At 64.8% G+C, this 25,834-nt stretch carries 27 protein-coding genes; 10 read left to right on the plus strand and 17 right to left on the minus strand.

Translation table 11 applies throughout. The features are described 5' to 3' along the window. Positions 1-10 precede the first annotated feature (10 nt). Entirely contained in the window at positions 11-718 is a 708-nt protein-coding gene (locus tag ACQPXH_RS07035; protein ID WP_433601495.1) for a DUF1906 domain-containing protein, read from the plus strand. Between the two features lie 76 nt (positions 719-794). On the opposite strand, the gene ACQPXH_RS07040 is transcribed toward ACQPXH_RS07035, so the two are convergent. Further along, on the minus strand, positions 795-1,172 hold the full coding sequence (locus ACQPXH_RS07040) for a hypothetical protein (RefSeq protein WP_433601496.1): 378 nt from the start codon (positions 1,170-1,172) through the stop codon (positions 795-797). A 208-nt stretch (positions 1,173-1,380) separates the two neighbouring features. Next, the gene (locus ACQPXH_RS07045) at positions 1,381-2,175 is read right to left on the minus strand and encodes an Rv1157c family protein (RefSeq protein ID WP_433601497.1); all 795 of its coding nucleotides are present in this window, start codon (positions 2,173-2,175) and stop codon (positions 1,381-1,383) included. A gap of 337 nt (positions 2,176-2,512) precedes the next feature. On the opposite strand from ACQPXH_RS07045, the gene ACQPXH_RS07050 reads away from it, so the two are divergent. Then, entirely contained in the window at positions 2,513-3,739 is a 1,227-nt protein-coding gene (locus tag ACQPXH_RS07050) for a mannosyltransferase (RefSeq protein WP_433601498.1), read from the plus strand. Here ACQPXH_RS07050 and ACQPXH_RS07055 read toward each other — a convergent pair. Both ACQPXH_RS07055 and ACQPXH_RS07060 read right to left on the minus strand, forming a co-directional pair. Then, on the minus strand, positions 3,678-3,974 hold the full coding sequence (locus ACQPXH_RS07055; protein WP_387296031.1) for a 4a-hydroxytetrahydrobiopterin dehydratase: 297 nt from the start codon (positions 3,972-3,974) through the stop codon (positions 3,678-3,680). The genes ACQPXH_RS07050 and ACQPXH_RS07055 overlap by 62 nt on opposite strands. 63 nt (positions 3,975-4,037) lie before the next feature. Beyond that, on the minus strand, positions 4,038-4,181 hold the full coding sequence (locus tag ACQPXH_RS07060) for a hypothetical protein (protein WP_433603711.1): 144 nt from the start codon (positions 4,179-4,181) through the stop codon (positions 4,038-4,040). Positions 4,182-4,510: 329 nt separating this feature from the next. On the opposite strand from ACQPXH_RS07060, the gene typA reads away from it, so the two are divergent. The 5 genes from typA (at position 4,511) to ACQPXH_RS07085 (ending at position 9,792) form a co-directional block, all read left to right on the plus strand. Next, complete coding sequence (gene typA, locus ACQPXH_RS07065) at positions 4,511-6,409, plus strand: translational GTPase TypA (protein WP_433601499.1); 1,899 nt, start codon at positions 4,511-4,513, stop codon at positions 6,407-6,409. Positions 6,410-6,419: 10 nt separating this feature from the next. Further along, positions 6,420-8,189 (plus strand): ABC transporter family substrate-binding protein, encoded by a 1,770-nt coding sequence (locus ACQPXH_RS07070; RefSeq protein ID WP_433601500.1) that lies wholly within the window; start codon positions 6,420-6,422, stop codon positions 8,187-8,189. Further along, complete coding sequence (mshB, locus tag ACQPXH_RS07075; RefSeq protein ID WP_433603344.1) at positions 8,186-9,058, plus strand: N-acetyl-1-D-myo-inositol-2-amino-2-deoxy-alpha-D-glucopyranoside deacetylase; 873 nt, start codon at positions 8,186-8,188, stop codon at positions 9,056-9,058. Before ACQPXH_RS07070 ends, mshB begins: the two co-directional genes overlap by 4 nt. Before the next feature lie 159 nt (positions 9,059-9,217). Further along, positions 9,218-9,376 (plus strand): hypothetical protein, encoded by a 159-nt coding sequence (locus ACQPXH_RS07080; RefSeq protein WP_433601501.1) that lies wholly within the window; start codon positions 9,218-9,220, stop codon positions 9,374-9,376. Then, positions 9,373-9,792, plus strand: a complete 420-nt coding sequence (locus ACQPXH_RS07085) for a hypothetical protein (protein ID WP_433601502.1) — start codon at positions 9,373-9,375, stop codon at positions 9,790-9,792. The genes ACQPXH_RS07080 and ACQPXH_RS07085 overlap by 4 nt, the downstream gene beginning before the upstream one ends. A gap of 47 nt (positions 9,793-9,839) precedes the next feature. Here ACQPXH_RS07085 and ACQPXH_RS07090 read toward each other — a convergent pair whose 3' ends face one another. The 3 genes from ACQPXH_RS07090 to ACQPXH_RS07100 all read right to left on the minus strand — a co-directional run bounded on the left by ACQPXH_RS07090 (position 9,840) and on the right by ACQPXH_RS07100 (position 14,255). Further along, positions 9,840-11,678: an APC family permease gene (locus ACQPXH_RS07090; RefSeq protein WP_433603345.1), complete on the minus strand. Its 1,839-nt coding sequence runs from the start codon at positions 11,676-11,678 to the stop codon at positions 9,840-9,842. A 469-nt stretch (positions 11,679-12,147) separates the two neighbouring features. After that, positions 12,148-13,695: a PH domain-containing protein gene (locus tag ACQPXH_RS07095; protein WP_433603346.1), complete on the minus strand. Its 1,548-nt coding sequence runs from the start codon at positions 13,693-13,695 to the stop codon at positions 12,148-12,150. A gap of 62 nt (positions 13,696-13,757) precedes the next feature. Continuing rightward, positions 13,758-14,255 (minus strand): PH domain-containing protein, encoded by a 498-nt coding sequence (locus ACQPXH_RS07100; RefSeq protein ID WP_433601503.1) that lies wholly within the window; start codon positions 14,253-14,255, stop codon positions 13,758-13,760. Positions 14,256-14,419: 164 nt separating this feature from the next. Between ACQPXH_RS07100 and ACQPXH_RS07105 the strand changes: the two genes are divergently transcribed. From ACQPXH_RS07105 to dapC, 3 genes are all read left to right on the plus strand, one after another. Beyond that, positions 14,420-17,023: a bifunctional FO biosynthesis protein CofGH gene (locus ACQPXH_RS07105; protein ID WP_433601504.1), complete on the plus strand. Its 2,604-nt coding sequence runs from the start codon at positions 14,420-14,422 to the stop codon at positions 17,021-17,023. A gap of 190 nt (positions 17,024-17,213) precedes the next feature. Then, entirely contained in the window at positions 17,214-17,537 is a 324-nt protein-coding gene (gene fdxA / locus ACQPXH_RS07110; RefSeq protein ID WP_433601505.1) for a ferredoxin, read from the plus strand. Positions 17,538-17,586: 49 nt separating this feature from the next. After that, positions 17,587-18,705 (plus strand): succinyldiaminopimelate transaminase, encoded by a 1,119-nt coding sequence (gene dapC / locus ACQPXH_RS07115; protein ID WP_433603347.1) that lies wholly within the window; start codon positions 17,587-17,589, stop codon positions 18,703-18,705. Positions 18,706-18,879: 174 nt separating this feature from the next. Here dapC and ACQPXH_RS07120 read toward each other — a convergent pair whose 3' ends face one another. From ACQPXH_RS07120 to ACQPXH_RS07165, 10 genes are all read right to left on the minus strand, one after another. Further along, a complete protein-coding gene (locus ACQPXH_RS07120) occupies positions 18,880-19,197 on the minus strand; it encodes a hypothetical protein (RefSeq protein ID WP_433601506.1) in 318 nt (105 codons plus the stop codon). Beyond that, entirely contained in the window at positions 19,197-20,549 is a 1,353-nt protein-coding gene (locus ACQPXH_RS07125) for a hypothetical protein (RefSeq protein ID WP_433601507.1), read from the minus strand. Before ACQPXH_RS07125 ends, ACQPXH_RS07120 begins: the two co-directional genes overlap by 1 nt. A gap of 3 nt (positions 20,550-20,552) precedes the next feature. Then, complete coding sequence (locus ACQPXH_RS07130) at positions 20,553-20,852, minus strand: WXG100 family type VII secretion target (RefSeq protein ID WP_433601508.1); 300 nt, start codon at positions 20,850-20,852, stop codon at positions 20,553-20,555. Next, on the minus strand, positions 20,849-21,187 hold the full coding sequence (locus ACQPXH_RS07135; RefSeq protein ID WP_433601509.1) for a WXG100 family type VII secretion target: 339 nt from the start codon (positions 21,185-21,187) through the stop codon (positions 20,849-20,851). Before ACQPXH_RS07135 ends, ACQPXH_RS07130 begins: the two co-directional genes overlap by 4 nt. 97 nt (positions 21,188-21,284) lie before the next feature. Next, positions 21,285-22,100, minus strand: a complete 816-nt coding sequence (locus ACQPXH_RS07140) for an ESX secretion-associated protein EspG (protein WP_433601510.1) — start codon at positions 22,098-22,100, stop codon at positions 21,285-21,287. A gap of 62 nt (positions 22,101-22,162) precedes the next feature. After that, positions 22,163-23,470, minus strand: a complete 1,308-nt coding sequence (locus ACQPXH_RS07145; protein WP_433601511.1) for a hypothetical protein — start codon at positions 23,468-23,470, stop codon at positions 22,163-22,165. A 65-nt stretch (positions 23,471-23,535) separates the two neighbouring features. Then, positions 23,536-23,910, minus strand: coding sequence for a hypothetical protein (locus ACQPXH_RS07150; protein ID WP_433601512.1), 375 nt, complete (start codon positions 23,908-23,910; stop codon positions 23,536-23,538). Positions 23,911-23,928: 18 nt separating this feature from the next. After that, positions 23,929-24,456 carry a DUF3558 domain-containing protein gene (locus ACQPXH_RS07155; protein WP_433603348.1) on the minus strand — a complete coding sequence of 176 codons (528 nt, stop codon included), beginning with the start codon at positions 24,454-24,456 and terminating at the stop codon, positions 23,929-23,931. Positions 24,457-24,711: 255 nt separating this feature from the next. Then, the gene (locus tag ACQPXH_RS07160; RefSeq protein ID WP_433601513.1) at positions 24,712-24,918 is read right to left on the minus strand and encodes a DUF397 domain-containing protein; all 207 of its coding nucleotides are present in this window, start codon (positions 24,916-24,918) and stop codon (positions 24,712-24,714) included. Then, complete coding sequence (locus ACQPXH_RS07165) at positions 24,915-25,802, minus strand: helix-turn-helix domain-containing protein (protein WP_433601514.1); 888 nt, start codon at positions 25,800-25,802, stop codon at positions 24,915-24,917. The genes ACQPXH_RS07160 and ACQPXH_RS07165 overlap by 4 nt, the downstream gene beginning before the upstream one ends. Positions 25,803-25,834 lie beyond the last annotated feature (32 nt).

Below are 25,834 nucleotides of genomic sequence, written 5' to 3' on the forward strand. Positions count from 1 at the left end.
GAGTCCTGCGATGCGTTCCATCTCTGTGTCTCGCCGCCAGTTGTTCGCCTACACCGCCGCGGCCGCCGCCGTCGGTGTCGCCGCGCCCCGCGCTTCGGCGGCCGGTGTGCTCGGCACCCTCGTCGACTACGCGGGAGGTGTTCCCTCCGCCGGCGCGATCCTGGATGACGGTCACCTCGGCGTCATCCGTTACGTCTCCGATCGCCGTCCGGGTGCCGAATGGATGGAGGGAAAACCATTGCGCGCCAAGGAGGTCGATCAACTGCACGCCGCCGGGCTGATGATCGTGTCGAACTACCAGTTCGGCAAGGGCTCGACCGCCGACTGGCGCGGTGGCATGGAGGCGGGCAAGAAGCATGCCGATCGCGGCATGGAACTGCATCTGGCCGCGGGAGGTCCGGAGAGCCGGCCGATCTACGCCTCCATCGACGACAACCCGACCCCGGCCGATTTCGCGACCATGATCGCGCCGTACATCCTCGGCTGGGAGTCGGTGCTCGGCAAACAGAACGTCGGCATCTACGCCAACGCGCCGACCATCGAACTGGCACGCGCCGCAGACCTGGGTTCCTGGTACTGGCAACACAACTGGGGCACCCCCAAGGGCTTCGTACACCCCGCAGCCCACCTACACCAGATCGAAATCGACAAACGCGCGATCGACGGCATCGGCGTAGATGTCAACAACATCCTCAGCCCCGAATACGGCCAGTGGTGACCGGCGGATCAAGATCAGGTGGCACTGGTGGCGGGGTTGCCCGATGCCGCCATGGATCCACCTGATCTTGATCCGTTCAGGTTTGGCAGTGGCAGGTAGGGGCGAGGCGGAGTTCGGGTTCGTCGTCGGGGACGACGCGGAGGGCGGGGCGGTTGTCAGGGGCCTCGTGGTCGCCGCGCCAGGAGAACAGGGACCAGCGGGAGATGCCGGAGAAGGCGGAGCCGAGGCTGCCGATGGAGAAGGACGAGATCACCGAGCCGAAGGATCCGACGGCCCCGATGGACAGCACCGAACCCACGCTGCCGATCGATAGGATCGAGTAGGCCGAGCCGATAGACAGGATCGAGCCTTCCGAGCGGAAAGACAGGATAGATCGACGCGAGCGCCTGCTCCGGATCGAATGACCCGGATGGATCGAGGGACCGGATCGAAGCGAATCATCGACAGTCGCCATGTGTTCGGTCTACCACAGTTCATGCGGGTCTACATAGTTACCAAACGATTCGACAGCGTGTATCGAAACGTTTGGCAACAACATATTTCGCAAGTACATGGCTAACTCGCCGGGTACGGGCTGACTGCATGTGCTCTCGCTGCCAGCCGCCGACGTCGACCTTCAGGCGTCTGAGTCCGGCGCCTGAAGGTCCGGGAGACGGGGGAGCCTATGCGACGGTGAAGAAGCCGAGCATCGGCAGGAACGAGCAGGTCCGCGGGGCGGCGTCACCGGCCTGGGTGGTCAGCGAACCGCCGACGACCGCGACGACCCGGCCCGAGCCGGTGTTGACGATCGCCGAAAGCGTGGCCGGGCCGTCGGGGTTGATATGCGCCTCATCGGTCAGCGGCTGGACGCCGGACTGACGGGTGTCGAGATTCAGCCACTGGACCGTCATCGGCGGATTCTGATCCGGCGTCGGCCCCTTGGTGCCGAGTGCGGTGAACACGAATCCGGTCTGGCCTGCCTGCGGTCCCGGCGGCGGCAGCTCGGCCGGCCCGGCGACGGCGAGCGCGGTGCCGACCGAATCGGCGCCGTCGCCGATGCAGCCCTTGCCGATGCTCGGGTAAAGGAACTGGGCGATGGCCGGGCCGCCCTGCGGGACTTCCGGGCCACCACCGCCGCTGCCGTCCAGGAAGGTGATGATCCGTTCCAGCGTGGACTTGATCTGCGGTGGCAGGTTCAGCGCATTGAGCAGCGCCCGGACCTGGTCGAGGATGGCGTTCTTCGGGGCATCCGCGATGGGCTTGGCATCGGCAGGTCCGGCGATGGCGCCGACGATGGCCGGGGCTAGCGAGGCGAGCTGATCGATCGGGACGCCCTCGGGAACCATCGGAATGGTGTTCCTCGGTGCAACGGGCGCGGGGGCCGGTGCCGCGACTGCCGTCGACGGCGCAACGAGCGACGCGCTCGCTGCGATGGCGAGCGCGGACAAGGCGATCCGCGATCCTCGGGTGCGAAGCACTTGTCTAGCCGTCCTTAACCTCGGGTACATCACAGGAGCGATGCAAAAAGCCGTCGTTTCGGGGTCACTCTAGGGACATGACCGCCGTGTTGTACAGCCGCCGTGCCCCTACTTCTGCTGTGGACGATCAGTGTTATCAGACGCTAGCGCTGTTCCCTGTTACCAGAGTGAAAGGTGATGCAAATGTTATCAGTGATAATCGGCGATTGCGGTACGCAAGTTACCGTCTCCGGGCTCGATCCGCACGCCGGGGTCGGTCCAGGGGATTGATGGGATCACTCACGGCGCCGGTTAGGCTAGTCGCAGCCTTCCCGGAACCGACTCGAAAGCCTGCGAATTGAACCGAAGTCTCCGATTGGCTGTGCCGGTGCTCGGTCTGTCCGTGTTGGCCAGGCTGCTGTGGATGCTGCTGACGAAGAACGGGATGAATCTCGTCGATCTGCACGTCTATGTCGACGGTTCGGCGGCCCTGCTCACCGACGGTCTCTACGATTTCACCTACGCCGAGAAGACCCCGGACTTCCCGCTGCCGTTCACCTATCCGCCGTTCGCGGCGCTGGTCTTCTTCCCACTGCACTATTTTCCGTTCACCATGATCGCGGTGCTCTGGCTGCTGGCCATTGTCGCCGCGCTGTTTGCGGTGGTGTGGGTCGCCTTCGAATTGATCCTCGGCGCGGAGCGGATGCGCGAGTCGCGGTGGCACACCGCCGCGGTCTGGTGGACCGCGATCGGCATCTGGATGGAGCCGGTGCGGACCACCATCGACTACGGCCAGGTCAATGTGTTCCTGGTACTCGGGGCCATGCTCGCGGTGCGCAGTTCGCGATGGTGGCTGTCCGGCGGACTGATCGGTGTGATCGCGGGAATCAAACTGACACCGGCGATTTCGGGGCTGTACTTCGTGGCGCGGCGGCGGTGGGGGACCGCGGTGTGGTCGGCGGTGGTTTTCGGTGCGACGGTCGGGGTCAGCTTCCTGATCAACCACAAAGAGGCCAAGCGCTACTTCGGCACGCTGCTCGGTGACGCGGATCGGATCGGTCCGGTGGGCTCGGTCTGGAATCAGTCCCTACGCGGTGCGCTGAGCCGTCTGCTCGGCCATGACGTCCAATCCGGGCCGTGGTGGCTGGCGGCTGTTGTCGTCGTAGCCGTTCTGGCCTTCTTCGCTTGGCGCGCACTGGGTCCCGACGATCGATTGGGCACCCTGATCGTCGTGCAACTGTTCGGGCTGATGGTTTCGCCGATCTCGTGGTCGCATCACTTCGTGTGGCTGCTGCCCACGGTGATGTGGTTGGTGTACGGGCCACTGCGACAGGCGCCCGGCGCTCGGATACTCGCCGGATATTGGTTGGTTACCACCCTCGTTGGCGTGCCGTGGGTGCTTTCGTTCGCCCAGCCGTCGATCTGGACCATCTCGCGGCCGGGGGTGCTGTCCTGGCTCGGCGCCGTTGACGTGCTCGGCGTGCTGGTGCTCTACGGCTGGGTGATCTGGTTCGGGCGCATGGTCAATCGGATTGCGCCGCAAGCCGATCTATCTCGCGAGCCAGCGACACGTCCAGCGCGGTGAGTCCGCCCGAGTCGTGGGTCGAGAGGGCGAAGGTCACCCGGCGCCAGCGGATATCGATATCCGGATGATGGTTCGCTTTCTCGGCGACTTCGGCGACCTGACCCACGAGTTCGATGCCCGCGGGAAAGCTCGCGGCCTCGATCGTGCGGGTGATGGTGTCGCCGGACCGAGTCCAGTCCGACAGTTCGGTCAAGGCTTCGGTGAGTTCTGCCTCAGTTAGTTTCGGAGCGCTCATGCCTCCACCTCGCTAGCGCTCGGCTCCAGCATGACCGCTCGGGCGGCTGTGTCGTTTGTTCGCTCACTGCGTTCGCTCATATCCGAGTTGTACCCCGACGATCGCGAAGGCATCAGGGAATCCGAATTCGTCGCTCAGGCGGCGGGCCTTCTCGAGGGCCTTCTTCAGTTCCTTACCGCAGCAACCGGCGGCTTCCAGGCGTTTCATCCGCATGATGACAACCGGGCACTTCGAGCAGCGTGTCTTCTTGCGACAGCACTTCTCTTCGGTTCGAGGCTAGAAGCCTTCTTCGCCTCGACCTTGCCCAAGATTGGTTAGCATACCCTTAGCGGAGTGCGCGGTCTGCGAGCCGCTCGGATGCCGGTACTGTGTAACTGGCCGCAATGCCCGGTGAGTTTCGATTCTCCACCTGTTTGCAGGGTGCCTGGCGGGATCGTCAGGACCCGGAGGAGGAAGCCTGCGTAACCACGCAGGGTCTCGATCGCGCCGAAATCGGATGCAGCCGGCATCTATACCAACAGCAGGAGGATTGAGGCGTGTCGTCTGCACGCGATTTTCGCAACGTCGCCATCGTGGCCCACGTCGACCACGGTAAGACGACGCTGGTCGACGCCATGCTGCGCCAGTCCGGCGCCTTCGCCGAACGCGCCGAGCTCGTCGATCGTGTGATGGACTCCGGTGACCTGGAGCGCGAGAAGGGCATCACCATTCTCGCCAAGAACACCGCGGTGCACCGGCACCACCAGGACGGTTCAGTCACCGTGATCAACGTCATCGATACCCCCGGCCACGCCGACTTCGGTGGTGAAGTCGAGCGCGGTCTGTCCATGGTCGACGGTGTCGTACTACTGGTCGACGCGTCCGAGGGGCCGCTGCCGCAGACCCGCTTCGTGCTGCGCAAGGCACTGGCCGCGAAGTTGCCGGTCATCCTGGTGGTCAACAAGACCGACCGCCCCGACGCCCGCATCGAGGAGGTCGTCGAGGAGAGCCACGATCTGCTGCTCGACCTGGCCTCCGATCTGGACGACGAGGCCGCCGAGGCCGCCGAACTCGCGTTGGACTTGCCGGTCCTCTACGCATCCGGGCGTGAGGGCAAGGCCTCCAAGGAACGTCCCGAGAACGGCAGCGCGCCGGCCGCGGAGAACCTGGACGCGCTGTTCGACGTGCTGCTGGAGAACATCCCGGCGCCCAAGGGCGATTCGACCGCGGCGTTGCAGGCGCACGTCACCAACCTCGACGCCTCGGCCTTCCTCGGTCGCCTCGCGCTGGTCCGCATCTACAGCGGTGAGCTGCGCAAGGGTCAGAATGTCGCGTGGATGCACGCCGACGGCATCAAGCAGGTCAAGATCACCGAGTTGCTGCAGACCATCGGTGTCGAGCGGCAGCCCGGTGAGGCCGCGGTGGCCGGTGACATCGTCGCCATCGCGGGCATACCGGAGATCATGATCGGCGACACCCTCGCCGATATCGACAATCCCGTCGCGCTACCGCGCATCACGGTCGACGAGCCCGCCATCTCGGTCACCATCGGGACCAATACCTCGCCGCTGGTCGGCCGGGTGCAGGGCCACAAACTGACCGCCCGCATGGTGAAGTCGCGCCTGGACTCCGAACTGGTCGGCAATGTCTCGCTGCGCGTGCTCGATATCGGCCGCCCGGATGCCTGGGAGGTGCAGGGCCGCGGTGAGCTGGCGCTGGCCATCCTGGTCGAGCAGATGCGCCGCGAGGGCTTCGAGTTGACCGTCGGCAAGCCACAGGTGGTCACCAAGCAGGTCGACGGCAAGGTGCACGAACCCTACGAAGAGCTGACTATCGACTGCCCCGACGAGTACCTCGGCGCGATCACCCAGCTGCTGGCCGCCCGCAAGGGCAAGATGGTCCAGATGAACAACCACGCCGCCGGTTGGGTGCGGATGGAGTTCATCGTTCCCTCGCGCGGCCTGATCGGCTTCCGCACCGACTTCCTCACCGAAACCCGTGGCACCGGTATCGCCAACGCGGTCTCGCACGGCTACGCACCGTGGGCCGGTGAGATCCGCGCCCGCCACACCGGTTCGCTGGTCTCCGACCGCGCGGGCTCGGTGACCCCGTTCGCCATGATCCAGCTGGCCGATCGCGGTCAGTTCTTCGTGGAGCCGGGTGCGGACACCTACGAGGGACATGTCGTCGGCATAAACCCGCGCGCCGAGGATCTCGATATCAATGTCACCCGCGAGAAGAAGCTGACCAATATGCGCAGCTCGACCGCCGATGTGATGGAGACGCTCGCCAAGCCGCTGCAGCTCGACCTGGAGGCGGCGATGGAGTTCTGTGCCGCCGACGAATGTGTCGAGGTCACGCCCGAGGTCGTGCGGGTGCGCAAGGTCATCCTCGGTGCCACCGAACGCGGGCGCGAACTGTCGCGACGGAAGGCTAGGGACCGGGCTGCGCTGTAGGCCAAGTAGAGTGCGGCACGTGAGCTCGGGGGCTATACGACGCGCGTTGCTGATCATGATGGCGGCCTCCTCCATGGTGCTCGCCGGCTGCACCGCGAATCCGCCACCACCGATCGAGAGCACCGACAGCCCGAAGACGACACCGGCCAAGCCCGGCAAGAACACCGTCGTGGTGGCCATCGACGACATCGGCATCGGGTTCAATCCGCACCTGCGTTCCGATCAGTCACCGGCTACCGCCGCGGTGAGTTCGATGGTGTTGCCGAGCCCGTTCCGGCCGGTGCCGCATCCCGGCGTGCCCGGGGCCACCGAATGGGTGCCGGACACGGCGCTGGTGGTCTCGGCCGAGGTGACCGCGCAGGAGCCGTTCACCATCACCTATACGCTGCGCAACCAGGCGAACTGGTCCGATGGCGCGCCGATCGCGGCGGAGGACTTCCGGTTCCTGTGGCAGCAGATGATCACCCAGCCGGGTGTCGTCGATCCGGCGGGTTATCGGCACATTGGCGATATCAGCTCCTCCGGCGGCGGCAAGACGGTCACCGTCACGATGACCGAGCCGTATCCGGCCTGGCGTGAGCTGTTCACGAATCTGCTGCCCTCGCATCTGATCAAAGACCAGCCCGGCGGTTTCGCCACCGGTCTGGTCGAGGGAGTTCAGGTGTCGGGCGGCAACTTCCGGATCAAATCGACCGACCGTGGACGCGACGAGATCCTGCTCGAACGCAACGATCGGTATTGGGGTACGCCCGCGGCTCCGGATCAGATTCTGTTGCGCCGCGGCGGAACTCCCGCGCAGCTGGCCGATTCGCTGCGCACCGGTGACGCGCAGATGGCGCTGGTGCACGGCGGTGTCGCCACCCAGGCGCAGCTGGCGGCGATCCCGTCGGTGCGCACCGTGATCATGCCGCAGTCGCGTGAGCTGCAGTTCGTGATCAATGGGCGCAGTGGCGATCTCAGCGATCCGCGGGTGCGGCGCGGGGTGACCGCGCTGATCGATCCGACGCTGCTGGCCACCGTCGCCGGGCAGACCGGCGGCTGGGTCGAGCCGGTGCGCGCGCAGATCCTGACACCGTCGGATCCCGGATACGCACCGACCGCGCCGCCGCGACCGCCCGCCGAGGAGGCGTTCGCACTGCTGGCTGAGGCCGGTTACGGTCGGGCGCCGGAGACGCCGCCGGTGCAGTCGCCGACCTCACCGGCACCGCAGCCCCGTTCGGTCGCGAAAAACGGTAAGGCACTTGCGATTCGGATCGGCGCGGTAACCGGTGACGCCACCGCGCTCGCCGTCGCCAATACCGCAGCGGACCAATTGCGCAGCGCCGGAATCGATGCCAGCGTGCGCAGTCTCGCGGCCGATATCCTCTACGGCAAGGAGCTCACCGAGAGCGGCGTGGACGCCATCGTCGGCTGGGAGGTCGCCGGTTCGGATCCGGCCACCGTGCTCGCATCGCGTTACGGCTGCCCGCCGGTGGATACCGGTGCCGCCAACGGGGATTCGCAGACCGCCATCGAGGCGGCCAAGAAGGCGCCGAGCAATTTGTCCGGCATCTGCGATCCCGGACTTCAGCCCGCCATTGACGAATCGTTGCGCGGTGTCGAGGTCGGCCGGGCGCTGGCCGATGCCGAGCCGCGGCTGTGGGCATCGGCGACGGTGCTGCCGATCGTGCAGGACAATGTGGTCGCCGCATCCGGCCCACGCGTGGACGGTGCGTCGTTGAACGGTGCCATTCAGGTCGGCATCTTCGGTGATGCGGCGATGTGGCGCAGGATCCCATGACCGGTGGACTGCTGCTTGTGCACGCCCATCCGGACGACGAGTCCATCAGCACCGGGGGCACCATCGCGCACTACCGCAGCTGCGGCGTGCCGGTGACGGTGGTGACCTGCACCCTCGGTGAAGAGGGTGAGGTGATCGGCGACGAATGGGCACAGCTGGCCGCCGAGCAGGCCGATCAGTTGGGCGGCTACCGGATCGCGGAGCTCAGCAAGGCGCTGACCGCGCTGAAGGCCGGACCGCCGCGGTTCCTCGGCGGTGCGGGCTGCTGGCGCGACTCCGGTATGGCGGGCACGGCGGCGGCGGAGAATCCGCGGGCCTTCGTGCATTCCGGTGCCGCTGCGGTGGAGGCGCTGACCGCGATCGTGCTGGAACTGCGGCCCGAGGTGGTGATCGGCTATGACCCGCGTGGCGGTTACGGGCATCCGGACCATATTCGGGCGCACTGGGTCACTTCGGCGGCAGTGACCGCGGCGGCCGAGCAGGGCTGGGACACCCCGAAGTTCTATTGGACGGTCACCGACGCCGATATGTTGCGCCTGCACACCGAGGCGCTGGCGCGGCGGACCGTGGAGGGGCTGCCCGGCGCACTGCCGCGCGGCTGGCGGTTGCCCGCTGCGGGAGAACTCGCGAGCGTGCCGAGTCATACGGTGACGACCACCATCGATGTATCCGATTCGCTGGCCGCCAAGCGGGCGGCATTGCGGGCGCATGCCACGCAGGTGACGGTCGCGCCGTCGGGGCGCGAGTTCGCGCTGTCCAATAGTGTTGCGCAGCCGGTACTTCCGGAGGAGCACTTCATCTTGGTCCGCGGTACACGGGGTCCGGTCGGGGCCGACGGGCGTGAGCACGACTTGTTCGCGGGCCTGTAATTCCTGATCGTTGCCTCAGGGTTGCTGTCGTTGCTGTTTTCGGCGGCGGGTACCGTCTTTGTGATTTCGGACAATCGATGTGTAGGGCTATACCGGAGAATTCCCGGTCGTCCCAAACATTCCCATCGAAGGCGAGTGATTTCGGCTTAGACTCCGATCATGTACAACTGGGATCTGCAGAACGCCATCGCTGCCTTCGTGGACAGCCTGCGCCCTGGCGCGCAGCAACAGCACGACCTCTACATGTCGGTGCTGTACGCGTTCATCGATATGCAGAGCCACCTGCTCACCCTCCTCGGTTTCCCGCCGGTCGCGTGAGGGTCGGTTTCGACAAGGCTCCGGACCGCACCTACGGCGCCCGTGACACTCTGCCCTTGGGGCCGGTAATCATCGCCGTCCTGGTCCTGGACGCTCTGATCACTCTCGCCCTCGAGGTCCTCTACCTCCCCACCTATATCAACACCGTCGCCTTCCCCCTGTCCGCAGTGCTGGCCGGTGTGGTGAACGTCCTCCTGGTGATGGGAGTCCGCTCCATCACCCACCGCGTGAGCGCGATGTTCCTCCCCGTAGCCGCCTGGACCCTCGGCTTCCTGACCTGCTCCGTAACCGGCCCCGGCGGCGACATCATGCTGGGCAGTGACTGGCGCACCCTGCTGCTCTTGTTCTGCGGATTGGTCCCGCCGCTGCTCTACATCTACATCCGATCGAACGCGGGATTGTTCAGCACCCGCTGAGTCCTGTTGTCGCTATCGGGGATCCGGCCTACGGGCGCAACGTGGACTCAGTCGAGGCGAACGGCCAGGCTGGCGATAACGGCGTCGGTGCGGGCGCGGAGGGTGGCGGCCAGGACGGGGCCGCGCGGGTTGTGCAGTGGACGGTGGTACCAGTGGGCGGCTTCTACCTGGGCCAGGAGAACGGTGACTTGGCGGCCGGTTCGGGTTCGGGCGCGGACGTAGCCGACGAGCGTGGTGATGAGACTGCGGTGCGGGCTCGGGAGGACGGTGAGGGGGACCCCTGGATCCCACTGCTTCCACTGGGCGCTGAGTCGGCGAGTAGCGGCGTGGTCGATTTCGGCTGCGACGGCGACGATTTCGCCGTCGAAGGCCTGGGCCGTGCGCAGGGCACGGGCGGTGACCTCGCTGACCGCGACGACTGGAACCACGATGAGCATCGGTTGTCGATCCGGGGATTGCGGTGGGAGGAAGGGGATTCGGCCGAGGCTGAGTTGGTCGGCGACGCTGCGGTAGTAGTTTTCGGTGCGGGCGAACAGGGTTATCAACGCGGGCACGATGATCAGCAGTAGCCACGCGCCTTCGTTGAACTTCTCGATGAGCAGCACCACGGCGGCGACGGCGGTGAGCAGCGCGCCGAAGCCGTTGAGGATGGCGCGCGGAATCCAACCGGCTCCACGTTGCTCGCGCCAGTGCCGCACCAGCCCGGTCTGGCTGATGGTGAACCCGATGAAGACGCCGACCGCGTAAACCGGTAGCACGCGGTGGGTTTCGGCATGCACGATCAGCAACACGGTGGCGGCCAGAATGGCAAGAGCCGCAACGCCATAGCGAAACACCGGGCGTTCGGATCGCAGCGCGAACAAGTGGGCGACCCGATGATCCTTCGCCAGCAGAGACAGCAACACCGGCAGTCCGCCGAAGCTGGTATTCGCGGCCAGGCACAGCGCCAGCGTGACGGCCAGACTGCTCACGTAGAACGGCCACCCGGTCCCGAATGCCGCCGCGGACAATTGCGCGAGCAGGGTGACATCGCCGCGCGGCACCGCGTGATGGCGACGGATGAGCAGCGCCAAACCGAGCAGCATCGTGCACAGCAGCAAACCGAGCGCGACCTCGGTGTGCTGGGCCCGCCGCACCGCGGGCGACCGGAACGACGGCACGGCATTGGCGATCGCCTCGACCCCGGTCAATGCCGAGCATCCGGCCGAAAATGCCTTGAGCAGCAACAGAATTCCGACGGTGTCGTACGGCACGATCGGCCCCAGATCGGCACCGATCACCGCGACCGGTGTCGCGCGGAACAGTCCGACCACGATCACCGCGAGAATCGCGATGATGAACAGAAGTGTCGGCCCCATCAGCACTTTCGCCGATTCGGCCACCCCGATCAGATTGATCACGGTGAGCAACGCCAATCCGCTCAGCGTGATCAGCAGCAGATGATCGGCCAGCACCGGAAAGGCGCTGGCCAGACCGGCCGCGCCGGCCGCGAGACTCACCGCGACGGTCAGCACATAGTCCACCACCAGACTCGCCGCGGCGAGCAGACTGGCACAGCGCCCGAGATCCTTCTTCGCCACCGCATAGGATCCGCCGCCATCCGGATGCACGGCGATAACCTGCCGATACGACAGCACCAATACCAGCAACAGTGCCGCGATCGCCAGCGACACCGGCAGTGTCCACGACACCGCCGCGGCGCCCGCCGCGACAAGAACCAGCACGATCGCCTCGGGACCGTATGCCACACTGGACAGCGCATCCAGCGATAACGCCGCCAAACCACCGATCGCGGTCAGTCGATATTTGTCGCCCCGCTGCATCCGCCGCACGCGGCGATCGGCGATGGGCAACTCCCGCGTCGGTGATACCGGGGTCTCGACCACGTTCACCATTGAACTCGGCGCGGCATCAGCAATCGGTCAGCGACACCGCGCGAGTCGGATCGGTGCGGTGGCGCTCTATTCTCGGAGCGAACGGTCTCAGACACTTAGGCGCACGCTCGGACTCGCCGAGCTGTCCGGTCGGGTCAGCGAGGTTGTCGTGGTCGATCTGGCCCCGGACGGCGACGAGCTCCGAATTCTTCAGCTGCTGCGCCCGGTGCTGCGGCTGCTCGCGTTGGCTCCGATCGGGCGCAGGTGGCCACCGCACTCCGCGACCTCCTCACCGACCCGAGCCGATCCCGCCCGGCCGCAAGCTGACTCAGGCGCGGTCCCGGCCGGGTGCCGTAAAGCCGATGAGCGCCTCGCAGAAGCTACGTGAACTCGTTCGGCGAGAGCCCGACCGGTGCTGGCCAGGTCGCCTGGGACCGGTGCGCCTCCCGGGGCGCAGGAGCCTCAGTCGGCCCGTGCGCTATCAGCGGCGACCGAGGCGGCCGGGTGTGGCCGATTCGATCAGGTCCAAGGCTTGTTCGAGTGGAATGTCGATCACGAGGTAGCGCTTCTTACCGGCTGCGGTGGCGGCAACTACGGTGGCGATGCCGGAGCGGCGCTGCCAAAAGGATTGGCGGACAGTCCAACCGATGATGCCAGGGGACTCGAGACAGTCGCGGTCGCGGTCGAGCGAGCCGGAGCGGGTGATGAGCCAGGCCGGACTGGTGTCGGTGGCGGGCAGCACCGCGTGGCCGAGGCCGCGGTAACGGTCGGCGGCCAACGCGGCGGCGACCACGGCCAGGAGTGCGGGCAGCAGCCACCACCATGGTGAAAAGTGCTCCCCGGCAAGGCAAAAGCAGAGCATCGCGACCGCGAGGAGCGCGATCGGGCTAAGCGCGCGGGTATACCGCCGGCGGCGCGCGACCGGACCGTGCGCGATCAGCGGTGCGGTGCTCACCGTCGCGCGCGGCGGGCCGGTCGGCTCCTGTTGCGGTACTGGGCCCACCGCATCGCCGGCCCGTGCGATTTCATTCGTGGCACCGGGACGTCGGGCACCTCGGGGTACGAGCAATTCCGCGAGGGTGCGTTCGATGGCGGAGCGCGGCGCCTGGGGCAGGATTTTCCGGCGCGGGCTCTGGCCGGTCATGATGGCTTCGAGTTCGGCGGCACCGGCCATGCGGAGCAGCAGCGGCTCGTTGACGGTCGCACCGCGGAAACGAGCCAGATCCAACGTGATCTGTCTGGTCGTGAACAGTCCGTGGCGCAGCTGCAATGTGCGGTCGTCATCGAGCACCCGCAGCCCGAAATACGTTGTCAGATAACGTGCGCAGGCCGCGAGGCTGACGATCACCACGATCGCGACGACCAGCAGTGCGATGGCGACGGCGATACGCGCCGTGCTACCGTCCTCGACGCTGTGCACCGCGTCCGAACTGGCCACGATCTGGTCGAACCCGTACTGAAATGCCAAACCGACAACGGGTGCGATGATCGCGAAACCGGTCAGCGACAGCGGCGCATAACGCACCCAGCTCGCTCGCCAATGACCGATCTCCCGGGCGTTCCCGGACACCGGCCGGTCTTTCCGTAGGTCGGGAAACTGTTGTCCAGCAATAGATTCCGGTGAAACGGCGGTATGGGCGAGCAGCGCCGTCCGCAACTCCGGCACCACATCCGCAGCCAACGCGTCGAGCTTGAACTTCTCACCCGAATCCGCGCGCTGCCCGGTCCCGATCGCCAACACCGCGAGCCGCAGCACCCGATGCAATAGGTCGGCTTCGATATCGACCGACCGGATCCGCGACCGCGGTACCGACAGCTTCTTGCGCTGAATCAACCCGGTCCGCAGCTCGACGTCTGTCGGCCCGACCCGATAGGTAGTGGTGAACCAGCGTGTCAGCGCGAAGCCGACAATCACTGCCAATGCGACGAGCCCCCAGACCGGATTACCGGTATTGGTGCCGAGGATCACCGACCCGATCAGCACCGGAATGAACCGCACGACCTCGTTGACGGGGTGTACCAACAACATTCGCTTGTCCAACCGCAACCACGGCTGCTCCGTCTCCGGCGTGAGATCGGCCTCATCCGAACTCACGTCGCATCCCCGCGGTGCAACGCGGCGATCTCGGTCAACCGCGTGACGGTCTGTTCGGCGACCGGCAGATCGAGCGCGGAGATCCGCACCGCGCCGGCCGAGGACGCCGTCGTGACGGTGACCGTCGCCAGCCCGAGGAATCGCTCCAGCGGCCCGCGCTCGGTATCGACGGTCTGCACCCGGGAGATGGGCGCCACCCGGCTCTCCACCGTCAACCACCCGACCCGGGTGTACACCGCCTCATCGGTCACCTCCCACCGATGCACCGCGAACCGCCACAGCGGCACCACCCCGATGCTCACCGCCGCGAGTACGAGCGCCACCGCGAAGACCACCAGTTGCGCGCCGAGATGCTCGGAATCGACCACAACCCACAAGATCAGCGCCACGATGGGAATCACCCAGCCGACCGCGGCCTGAATCGTCCACAAGAGCTTGGCCTTGGTGCTCGGACGCCAGGCCGGATCGGCCATGATCGTGCGCGGCTGCGACATGCTTGCCATGGTTCCACGTCACGGCGCGGGCGTCTCCTTCGTCGGCCCCGACCCACCTACCTGCACGGGAATAATTCGCCAGGACGTACCGGAATACTGGGTGAGACCGCACAGTTATCACCCCTCACAAGCACTGGAGGGAGACAGCTCAGGATGTGTAGCGCATGATCGAGGGCGTGACCGAGCTAGCGACCCCGAGCGTCCCGCCCGCACCGCCAACGCCGTCGGCTATGCGCCGTGCGCTGCGGCGGGCCCGTGACGGTGTGACACTGAATGTGGACGAGGCGACCGTACTGCTGCACGCACGCGGTGACGACCTCGTCGATCTGTGTCGCAGCGCTGCCCGGGTGCGCGATGCCGGACTGGAATCGGCGGGTCGGCCGAAGACCATCAGCTATTCCCGCAATGTCTTCGTCCCGCTGACCAAGCTCTGCCGCGACAAATGCCACTACTGCACCTTCGTCACAGTGCCGGGCAAGTTGCGCGCCGAGGGCAAGGGCATGTTCCTCGAGCCCGACGAAGTGCTGGAAATCGCGCGTCGCGGTGCCGAACTCGGCTGTAAAGAGGCCCTGTTCACCCTCGGTGACCGGCCCGAGGACCGCTGGCCGGAGGCCGCGCAGTGGCTCGACGAACGTGGCTACGACTCCACGCTGGACTACCTGCGCGCCGTCTCGATCATGGTGCTCGAGGAGACCGGTCTGCTGCCGCATCTGAATCCGGGCGTCATGAGCTGGGAGGAAATCTCGCGGCTCAAACCGGTGGCGCAGTCCATGGGCATGATGCTCGAGACCACCGCCACCCGCCTGTTCACCGAAAAGGGCAACTGCCACTACGGAAGTCCGGACAAGGATCCGGCAGTGCGGTTGCGCGCCATCACCGACGCCGGCCGGCTTTCGGTGCCGTACACCACCGGCATTCTGGTCGGTATCGGCGAAACGCTGACCGAGCGCGCCGAGTCGATCATGGCGATTCGCAAGCAGCACAAGGCATTCGGGCATATCCAGGAAGTGATCATCCAGAACTTCCGCGCCAAGGACGACACCGCGATGCGCGATGTCCCCGACGCCGGTATGGAGGAGTTCCGGGCCACCATCGCGGTCACCCGGCTGCTGCTCGGCCCCGACGTTCCGGTGCAGGCGCCGCCGAACCTGGTGTCGCACGAGGAATGCCAGGCACTGATCGATGCCGGCATCGATGACTGGGGCGGCGTCTCGCCGGTCACCCCCGACCACGTGAATCCGGAACGGCCCTGGCCGAACCTCGATACGCTGCGCGAAATCACCGAGGCCGCGGGCTACCAACTCGTCGAACGCACCTCGGCGCACCCGAAATACGTGCGCGCGGGCAACCCGTGGGTCGATCCGCGCATCGGCGCACATGTCGCCGCACTCACCGATGCGAAGACCGGTCTGGCGAATCCGGATGCGCTCCCGGTCGGCCTGCCCTGGCAGGAACCGGACGAGTCGTGGGAATCCGCGGGTCGTGTCGACCTCAACACCTCGATCGACACCGAAGGCCGAAATACCGAGAGCCGCAGCGATTCCGCACTCGGCCAGGATGTCGTCGGGGCCTTCGGCGACTGGGACACCATTCGCGAACAGGCTCGTGACCTCGCCGTCGCGGCACCCGAGCGACTGGATTCCGATGTACTCGTTGCACTGCGCGCCGCCGAAAACGATCCGGCCGGGCTCACCGACGCCGAGTACCTGGCGCTGGCAACGGCCGAGGGACCAGCGCTGGACGCGGTGGCCGCACTCGCCGACCAGCTGCGCCGCGACGTCAACGGCGACGATGTCACCTACGTGGTGAACCGGAATATCAACTTCACCAATATCTGCTACACCGGCTGCCGCTTCTGCGCATTCGCCCAGCGCAAGGGGGATGCCGACGCCTTCACCCTGAGCATGGACGAGGTCGCCGACCGCGCCTGGGAGGCGCATGTCGACGGTGCGACCGAAATCTGCATGCAGGGCGGTATCGATCCGGACCTCCCGGTCACCGGCTACGCCGATCTGGTGCGCGCGATCAAACAGCGGGTGCCATCGATGCATGTGCACGCGTTCAGCCCGATGGAGATCGTGAACGGCGCGTCCCGTGGCGGGCAGAGCATTCGCGACTGGCTGGTCGCGCTGAAGGAAGCCGGGCTGGACACGATTCCCGGTACGGCCGCGGAAATCCTCGACGACGAGGTGCGCTGGGTGCTCACCAAGGGCAAACTGCCGACCTCCGCATGGGTCGAGGTGATCACCACCGCACATCAGGTCGGCGTGCGTTCGAGTTCCACGATGATGTACGGCCACGTCGACAATCCGAAGCACTGGGTCGGACATCTGCGGGTGCTGCGCGGAATCCAAGACGAGACAGGCGGTTTCACCGAATTCGTCTTGCTGCCGTTCGTGCACCAGAGCGCACCGCTGTACCTCGCGGGTGCGGCGCGACCGGGTCCTACGATCCGGGACAATCGTGCGGCGCACGCCCTCGCGCGGATCATGTTGCACGGCCGCATCGATAACATTCAGACCAGCTGGGTGAAACTCGGCACGGCGGGCACCCGCATGATGCTCAACGGCGGTGCCAACGATCTGGGCGGTACCTTGATGGAGGAGACCATCTCCCGCATGGCCGGATCACAACACGGTTCCGCCAAGACCGTCGCGGAACTCACCGAGATCGCCGAGGGCATCGGCCGTCCGGTGCGCGAACGGACCACCACTTACGGGGTGCCACCACGGAAGATCTCCGCGGCGCTGCCACTGACGGTGGGCTAGTCGATACCAGGTTCCCGGTCGTCGTGCTCGGAGTATTCGCAAAGGCGCGGATGCCAGGGATATTTCATATCCAGCGAGTGGCAGACGGGGCGAAGTTGGTTAGGGCAGGCTGCCCCGGAGTAACGTTGGCTGCCGGGATAGTGTGACGCTGGGCGGAGTATCCCCGTGAGGACAGACTAGGAGAGCGGCAGTGCCGTACATCATCGCTGAACCGTGCGTTGACGTGAAGGACAAGGCATGCATCGAAGAATGCCCCGTGGATTGCATCTACGAGGGTGGTCGCATGCTGTACATCCATCCCGACGAGTGCGTGGACTGTGGTGCATGTGAGCCCGTGTGCCCGGTGGAGGCGATCTTCTACGAAGACGACACCCCGGACCAGTGGAGCGGCTACGTGAACGCCAATGTCGACTTCTTCGACGAGCTGGGTTCGCCCGGCGGCGCGACGAAGGTCGGCAGGGTGGATTACGACCCGCCGTTCATCAAAGAGCTGCCGCCGATGGCGACTGAATGAGTGATTCGCTGTTGGCGAGCGAAGGGGTAATGGGTACCGAGTGAGTTCTGTGTCACCGCGTCGCCGTCGAGCACCGGTCAGCGCGCTGCTGCCGGATTTCCCCTGGGATACCATCGCGGCGGTGAAGGCGAAGGCCGCCGCGCATCCGGACGGGATCGTCGACCTGTCGGTCGGCACCCCGGTCGATCCGGTGGACCCGGTGATCCGCGCCGCACTGAGTTCGGTCGCGCAGGTGCCCGGTTATCCGACCACGCACGGCACGTCCGAACTGCGGGGCGCGGCGGTCGACGCGCTGAAGCGGCGCTACGGGATCACCGGAATCGACCCGGCCGCGGTGCTGCCGGTGATCGGCACCAAGGAGTTGATCGCCGGACTGCCGCGGCTGCTCGGGCTCGGCGCGAACGATCTGGTCGTCATCCCGGAGGTCGCGTACCCGACCTATGAGGTGGGCGCGCTGCTGGCCGGTACCGAAGTGGTGCGAGCGGATGGCCTGACCCAGCTGGGTCCGCAATCGCCTGCCCTTATCTATGTGAATTCCCCGTCGAACCCGACCGGGAAGGTGCTCGGCGTCGAGCATCTGCGCAAGGTGGTGCAGTTCGCGCGTGAGCGCGGCGCGATCGTGGCCTCCGACGAGTGCTACCTCGGCCTGGCCTGGGAGGGGCGGGCCGTGTCGATCCTCGACCCCGAGGTTTGCGACGGCGACCACGCAGGTCTGCTCGCGGTGCATTCGCTGTCGAAGACCTCGAATCTGGCCAGCTACCGCGCCGGATTCGTCGCGGGCGATGCGGAACTCGTCGCTGAATTGCTGGAGGTGCGCAAGCATTCCGGCATGATGGTGCCGTTCCCGATTCAGGCGGCCATGATCGCCGCACTCGGTGACGACGCCCACGAGGCAGTGCAACGTGAGCGCTACCGTGCGCGTCGCGAGGTGCTGCGAAAGGCCTTGCAGGACGCCGGGTTCCGCATCGCTCACTCTGAGGCGGGCCTGTATCTGTGGTCCACCAGGGGTGAGCCGTGCCGCAGCACCCTGGCCTGGCTGGCCGAGCGCGGTATCCTCGCCGCACCGGGTGACTTCTACGGACCGGGCAGTGGCGAGTATGTCAGGATCGCATTGACGGCGACCGACGAGCGCATCGCCGCCGCCGCGCAGCGCCTGACGGCGAACTGATTTGGGTGGATCCCGGCCCGAAATCCTGAGTCGAGATGTAATTCGAAATCATCGGGCCGCTATTCTATTTGTACGAAACCCATTGGTGGCGCACTCCCGCCGCCCTGACCAGCGCGTTCAGCTATAAATTACCGCAGCCGAAGATTTTCGGGTCAATAAGTCGACCAGCATCGGTCAAGCAGATTCGGTCGATTCTAATGCGAGATATACGCCTGCCTCGGAGAACTCGAATACGTTGTCGTTGTAAAGCGCATCCTCGGAGATCTCGCCGGGCACGATCTCCTTTGTTGGCCATTTTAGATGGACAAGTTTGGCGGTGCCTGCTGTTAGTAGGCGAGCCGCGGTCTTCCTTGCCAGCGCCTCGGCCGCAGCTTCATCGAGACCGAAATCAGACCCGCGCAGTAGCCAGAGAAGTTCGTAGACACCCAAGTCGTCCTCTGCGAGGTGGTCGACCGCTTCTTGCATCAACCATTGCGCGGCTGGATCGTGCATTATTTTCCTCCCAGGGTGGGATTGCCCTGCAGTGGGACCTTTGTGGTCTTCCCGTTCTGGGAAACCTCCGCGTACGGGCCGTGTGTCAGCGGATCAGGGCGGTTGCCGTCAGTGTAGCCAGGCATTACTCGGATCTGGCGACCAAAATTATCTGGATCAACATATACGGTTCCATCGCCGCTCTTACTCGGCTTCGCAACCCAGCCCGGGGGTATCCCCTGCGCGATCTCTTCCTGACTCTTGCCCGCAAGTGATTGCGGATCGAATTTCTTTGGATCGCGGACATTGGGAAGTTCGGAGGATCCCGTACCGCTTTCGTTCGGGTTCCCACCCGCCCCGTCACTATCGATGTGCGCCCGCAGTGCGATGATCTCGACGAGACTTGTCGAGATCGCGAAGAGGCTCGGGACCTGGTTGAACGCGCTGATTGTTCCGACAGCACCGGCGACGGCTGCGGTGATACCGACGACTTTGATGAGTTTGCTGGTGGAGTAGACGGTCCTGATGGCGTTGAGCGTGTCTGCGACCGCGACGCTGACACCTCCGGCACCGGCGACGATGGAGCCGCCGAAGCTGAACAGAGCGCCCAGGACGGCGCCGGTTACGAGAAGCCCGACTGCCCACTCGAAAGTGGTGATTGCCGATGCGATACCTTTGCCGACATCGACAGTCCCGGTATGGTAGTCCGCGACTGGTGCGGCAATGTTTTGTGAGGCTGATACAACGCTCTCAGCTCCGATGCGGAGGGTGCTGAAGTAACCTTGGATCAGATCCCGATTCGTATCGTCGTCCATTCCGTGGAACAGGTCCGATATCGCGGTGATGCGAGTGGCTGCGCCAGTGACGGTTTCGTGGTTGGCGAAGATTTTCCAAGTTGTGGACGCTTTGGCGAGTTTATCGACATCTCCGTTGGGGAGTTTGCCGAATTCTTCTATGATCTGCTTGATCAACTTCTCGAAGAAATCTTCAACTCCACCGTCGTGTTTGACTCCGTTTCCGTTGTCCCGGACCGAACTCGGGATCGTGACCTTGTATTCGGTCATCGCGTGGATCTCGGGCTGTGGTGGTGCTGGATTGCTTTTGTTCTTGATCCCGTAGTTGTAACCATTCGCATACAGGATATAGCCGAAGTTCGTTAGCGCATCCGCCAGATTGGTGCATGTCTGCATCGTTTGTTGAGCGATTTCATCGTATTTTTCGCCCCACTGTTTGCATCCGGGGGCGTCGCCCGCCATGCCTACACAGTCGCCTTTGACGGCGTCGTGCACAGGTTTGTCAGCGCGCCGGAGGTCGGCGGCGAGGTCGTGGCATCTCTTCGCGGCGTCGTAGTAGACCTGCCAGTCGACGTTCATTGCTCATCCCCCGCGGAGCATCTTGCGATTGGTTTCGATTGCACTGGTGTAGTCCGCGTGGGCCTGTTTGGCGGCGTCGCTGATCTCGCGCACGCCTTCGGCGAATTCCCGTGCGCCACTGGCCCATTGGTTGTGGGCGTCGGCATATGCCTGCGCGGCGACGCCCGTCCAACCGTCGCCTTGAATTGTGGCGACCCTCTTGTCGATTTCATCAAGGTGGTCGGTGATGAATCCGGCCAGTCCGGACAGGCGGGACACGATTTCGTCGAGGTGGCTGAGGTCGACCGAGAATTTGGAGCTCACGGCAGGTCCAGGCTCGAGGTGTTGAGTCCGGCCGCGTTATTGGTGTCGACGGATTGGTAGGTATCGGCGGTGACACCGAGTTTCTCCGCCAACCCCGTCAAAGCAGACAAAATCCGGACTCCGCCGTCGCGGACGTCGGTCCAGCCGTCGGCGAACTCGTCCGCGTAGTCGCCGGTCCAGCTCCCACGCGCCAGCGAGTCCACATCCTTGGCCGCTGAATCCAGGGCCGTACGAAGTGCCTCGGCTACCTCATACACATATCTGCCGACGTCATGCACCTTTTCGGGTATGACCGAGAGCTTGCCTGACCCCGGCGACCCCCCATCGTCGCTCATGTTTGCCGATCGTACCGAACGCTGGTCGGCGATGTCGACCAGGGCGAAGAAATGGCAGACCGGGCCGAATTCGCCTTTGCGAGAGACGAATAGCGGCTCAGGTGTATTCGTAGGTGGGGTCGTTGTCTTCGCGGTATTCGCGCAGGGTTCGGTCGAGCAGGTTTTGCAGGTGGGTGGACAGTTCTGCGGTGTCGGTGGGGGTTACGTGGACGGCCGCGGTGGCGTGTACTCGGTAGCGGCCGTCGGGGTAGTCCATGATGTGGAAGTCGCGTTTGGGTGTGGGGCGGTTGTCGAATGCGCCGCCCGGGTATACCGCGATATGCGCGACTGTGGTGCGGCGGCGTTCGAAGAATCGTTGCGCCTCGGTACGGCGAGAGACGGGTGCGTCGTCGGAGAATGCGGTGAATGGCCGGTCGTCGTCGCCGTCGAGGTCGGTGCGGTTGATCTCGAAGCTTGAAGCGGTGCCGCGTGGTGCGTCGGGTAGGGCGGCGATGATGCGGCGGGCCAGGGTGTGTGCCCCGACCAGGGTCATGCGTACGGCGCCACCCCGGTCGGGATCGGATGTCGGTTCCTGGATGAGGATTGCCGCGCTGCGGGCGGAGACTGCGGCGTGGATTCGTACGAGTGCTGCCGGGGCCGCGTCCTCGCGTGGCAGCACACCCTTTGCCGCACCGGCGAATCCCGCGACTTCGATCCTGGCCTCTGGTTCCACGAGGACCCGCAGCGGGCCGTACATATCCTCGTCGAGAATCGCTCGTACCTCGGCGGCAGCGGTTTTGTAGGCGTGTTCGTAGGCCGCGGCGGTGTCTTCGGTCGGTCGGTAGCGCAGCGGGTAGGGCAGCACATCCCGGCCGATGGCGTGCCACAGCACGGTCAGCTCGAGCGCCGACAGTGACCACATCTGCTGTGTCATCCGCCGCACACCGTCATACACCCGACACCGTTATCCGTCTCGTATGTCATTGGCCCGGTACGCTATTCGCCCAGCACCGGTGGAACTGTCTTCGGGCGATGCGCCGGATCCATGCCCGTTAATTCCTCGCCGTGTTCGCGGGTCACCATCGCCTCGGCCACCGCCGATTTGCCCTTCTCCTTGTCCTCGTCGCCCTTACCTCGGGCCGCGCCGGGCATCATGGAGCCGGTACCGGACATGCCATTGCGGCCCACGCTACCGACGCCGTTGCCGCCAGCTGAGCCCACGCCGGTCACTGCGCCCGTGCCCGGAATCGAGCGACCCGGACCAGGAACCGCGCTCCCGGGACCGGGGGAAACCGTGCTCCCAGGGCCGCTGAGTCCGGGGCTGCCGAGGCCGGAGCCCGGGGTGGATCCAGGACCGAGACCAGCGGGCGTGGTCGTGGTCGACGGTGTCGTACCGAGCCCGGTCGGGGTGGTCGACGCGGAGCTGAGGCCCGGCTGATCTGCCTGTGCCGCAAGTGGATCCACGCCTGCCGGGGCCGTATCGCCAGGTTCCTCGCTCCCGCCCGTCGAGCCGCCGCCATCGGGCTTCGAGCCATCGGACGGCGACCCTGCGCCAGGACCGGGTTCCCGGCCGCTTGGCGGCGGCACCGGCGTGACGGTGCCAGGATCATGAATAGGGTTGTAGGCCAACGGAATACGAGGCTGCGAGGTATCTCCTTCCCGGATACCGGGCTGGTAGACCTTTTCGAGGACGGTATAGGTGGCCAACTCGGCGGCGTCGGAGCGGTTGCGGTCCATCTTCCAGGTGGGGCCGGGTATCCAACCGGCGACGGTACTGGCCCACCCGGTTTCCGGCTGCGGCTGCACATTCGCCTTGGTCACCTCGACCGCGGACTTCACGATTTCTACTTTGTCGGCGACGATCTTCGTGGCCGACACCATATTCTGCGCCTTCGCCACATAATCGACGATCCCGCTGGCAGCGGCCTGGCTGGCCGTCCCAGTCCACGACTCGGCTATCGCCGACAAAATTTCCGGGCCGAACTGGGTGAGGCCGGAGTCGAGTTTCTCGGCTCGGGATTTCCACATCTGTTGCAGCGTCGTCATGACACCGATGTCGATCGTCTGCGCCTTCCGATACAGCTCATCCAGATCCTCGCTCCGAACATTTCCGTACAGGGACTCCGGAATACGCGAATTATGAAACTCGCCCTCGAAATGGTGATCGGTCAGGTCTTTGATGCGGTTGCGTGCGGCAATCGACTCCGGGCTTTGGTCGCCCAAGGCGGTCGCCAATGCTGTCGCCGATTTATCGATGTCATTGGAACCGGAAATGACCGCACCGAGTGGGCCACTATTTATCATTTTGCCGACATTTATGACGATTGATTCGAAAGATGGAAGACCGAACACCCTGCACCCCCCTTGATTCAGATCCGGCCGAAGTCTTGCGCGTTGCTGGTGTCCTGCTCTTGCAGGCGGTCCAGTGAAGATTGGATGGTATCACCCATGAGGCCGAGGACCCGGATGTGGTCGCGGAGCGCGGTGTTCAGGTCGCCATCGCCCTCGGGGTCGTTCGCCTTTAAGCCGAGAAGTTTGGCAAGCTCCTTGCCGCACGCGAACTCGCCTAAGCCTGTCACGCGAGCCATCTGTTGGACGTTCTCCAGACACTCTGTATAAACGTTGATCTGGTTGTCGATTGCCGTGCGGCACCGTCTGGCGACAGAGTCATCGAGAGACAGACTCCCAGCCTTCGCTTCCTCGGAGAGATACTGCCAAAGCGTAATATCCTCTTGCATACCCATCGATGCGCCTTCATTCCTTCATTTCGGCAAGATCGGTACTAATACATCCGCTGCCGCCGCAGCGATAACACATGGACCGCGATTGTCCTTCGTTAGGACAGTCTTGTAGATAGAAATATCTATCGACTGCCCGCCCGACGGAAAGCTGAGATAACAGATCTCATCATTTCGGTCTTCCGCTCGCCGAAACTGGATCCCTTGTCGGCCGGCAATCACAATGTCGGCGAAATCGATATTGTTTCCATCTTTCTTCGACTCGTCGATGGTGTGGCTGGTAGACCACACTCCAAGTGTGTAGTCCCATCGAGAGGGTTTATCGTGCCATGAGCACAGTTTCCACCCCTCCACATTCGGCACCCCCGCAATCGTATTGCTCCGCGTCGACGGGTCCACCCCAACCTGCCGCAGAACCTCGTCACTGATCTGGGTGCACGGATCCCACAGCGCCGCAGTCGCTGCTGCCTTATCCGTGGTCGTGGCGGGTGTCGCCGTCCCCCCGTTCGTAGAGCCACACCCGGTGGCGGCGATCAACACCCCGGCCAGCATCGCCACCGCCGCTGTCGTCCGTCGTCCCACCACTGCTCCCGTCCGGCCGCCATTACTCCGTTCACAGTGTAGGACGCGCTTGACACCCATTCGGTTCCACCGGTTTTCAACATGCACAACTCGGTCGAGGGAGAACTGCTCCCGCGTACCTTTTGTCACGCCGCGCACGGAATCGCTGGGCGAGAAGTACGCGACGCGTGATTTGGTGCGCGGGAACATCCCGAAGGAAGAGCGGTGCCCGAGTGGAACGTGTGGTCAGGCTGGGTGGCCGAACTCCCCGTCGCGCACGCCCGCGGCGAAGGCGTCCCACGCCTCTGGTGCGAACACCAGCGCCGGGCCGGTCGGGTTCTTCGAATCACGGACACCGACCGCACCGTCGAGCCACGCCACCTCAACGCAGTCGGTCTGGCTGCTGCTGTGGCTGCTCTTGAACCAGTTCGCCCCGGATAGGTCAGTTTTCACGCTTCATACTCCCTTGCGACCTGCCTCAGCAGGTCTCGCGATTTCACTTCATCGTGCGATGTACTCCGAACCACCGAAGCAAGCTCAGTGTAGCTTTGCACGTCACCGGGGTTCTCCAGATACAAGTCCGCTTTGCCGGCGCCTTCGAAGTAGACCAGCGGCGGTTCCACCAGGTTGCCCTTAGGATCGAGGTCGAAGTTCAGAATCATGAAGGGGCCATGCAGGAGTCCCCACGTGCACCCGGCGCTGAACGGGTGAACCCGAATACTGACGTTCGGCAACTTACCGATCTCTGCCAGGTGCCGCAGCTGCGCCGCCATCACGCGGGGTCCGCCTATGACGCGGTGCAGTGCCGACTCGTGAAGAAGTAGCTCGAGCTGCACTGGGTCTGTCTTGCGGGTGATAATCGTCTGGCGCTTCATACGCAGCTCCACTTTGCGATCGATGTCTTCCTGACCGGGCAGTGCGCTGATCACTGCCCTCGCGTAATCGGGAGTCTGCACCAGACCCAGCACGATCTCCTGGTATGAGATCAGTTGGCGCGCAGCGGGGGTCAACTCGACGATCATGTTGAACGCCTCGTCGCTGTGGAGACCGGCGAATGCCGTATACCACGAGGTGACCCGGGCTTGCTTGGCAAGCTCGACGGCCCGTGTGGTGTCCGCACGTGAGACCTCATACAGATCACACAGCGCCTGCACATCTACCGCGCGGACCTTCTTCGTCTTGGCCGCCTCGATGCGCTGCAAAGCTGCCTGGCTCAGCTCCACCAGGGCGGCTGCTTTTGCGATGGTCAAGCCGGTCCCTTCTCGGCGCTCGCGCAGGAATCGGCCCAGCTGTCGCCTGGGCAAGGTCGAGGGTTCGGATACGTCGTCGCTGGTCATGGCCTATGCCTCCGCTGCGGAAAAGTGAGTGG

It is taken from the genome of Nocardia sp. CA-135953 (assembly GCF_050955735.1).
In the GTDB taxonomy this organism is placed as follows: Bacteria; Actinomycetota; Actinomycetes; order Mycobacteriales; family Mycobacteriaceae; genus Nocardia.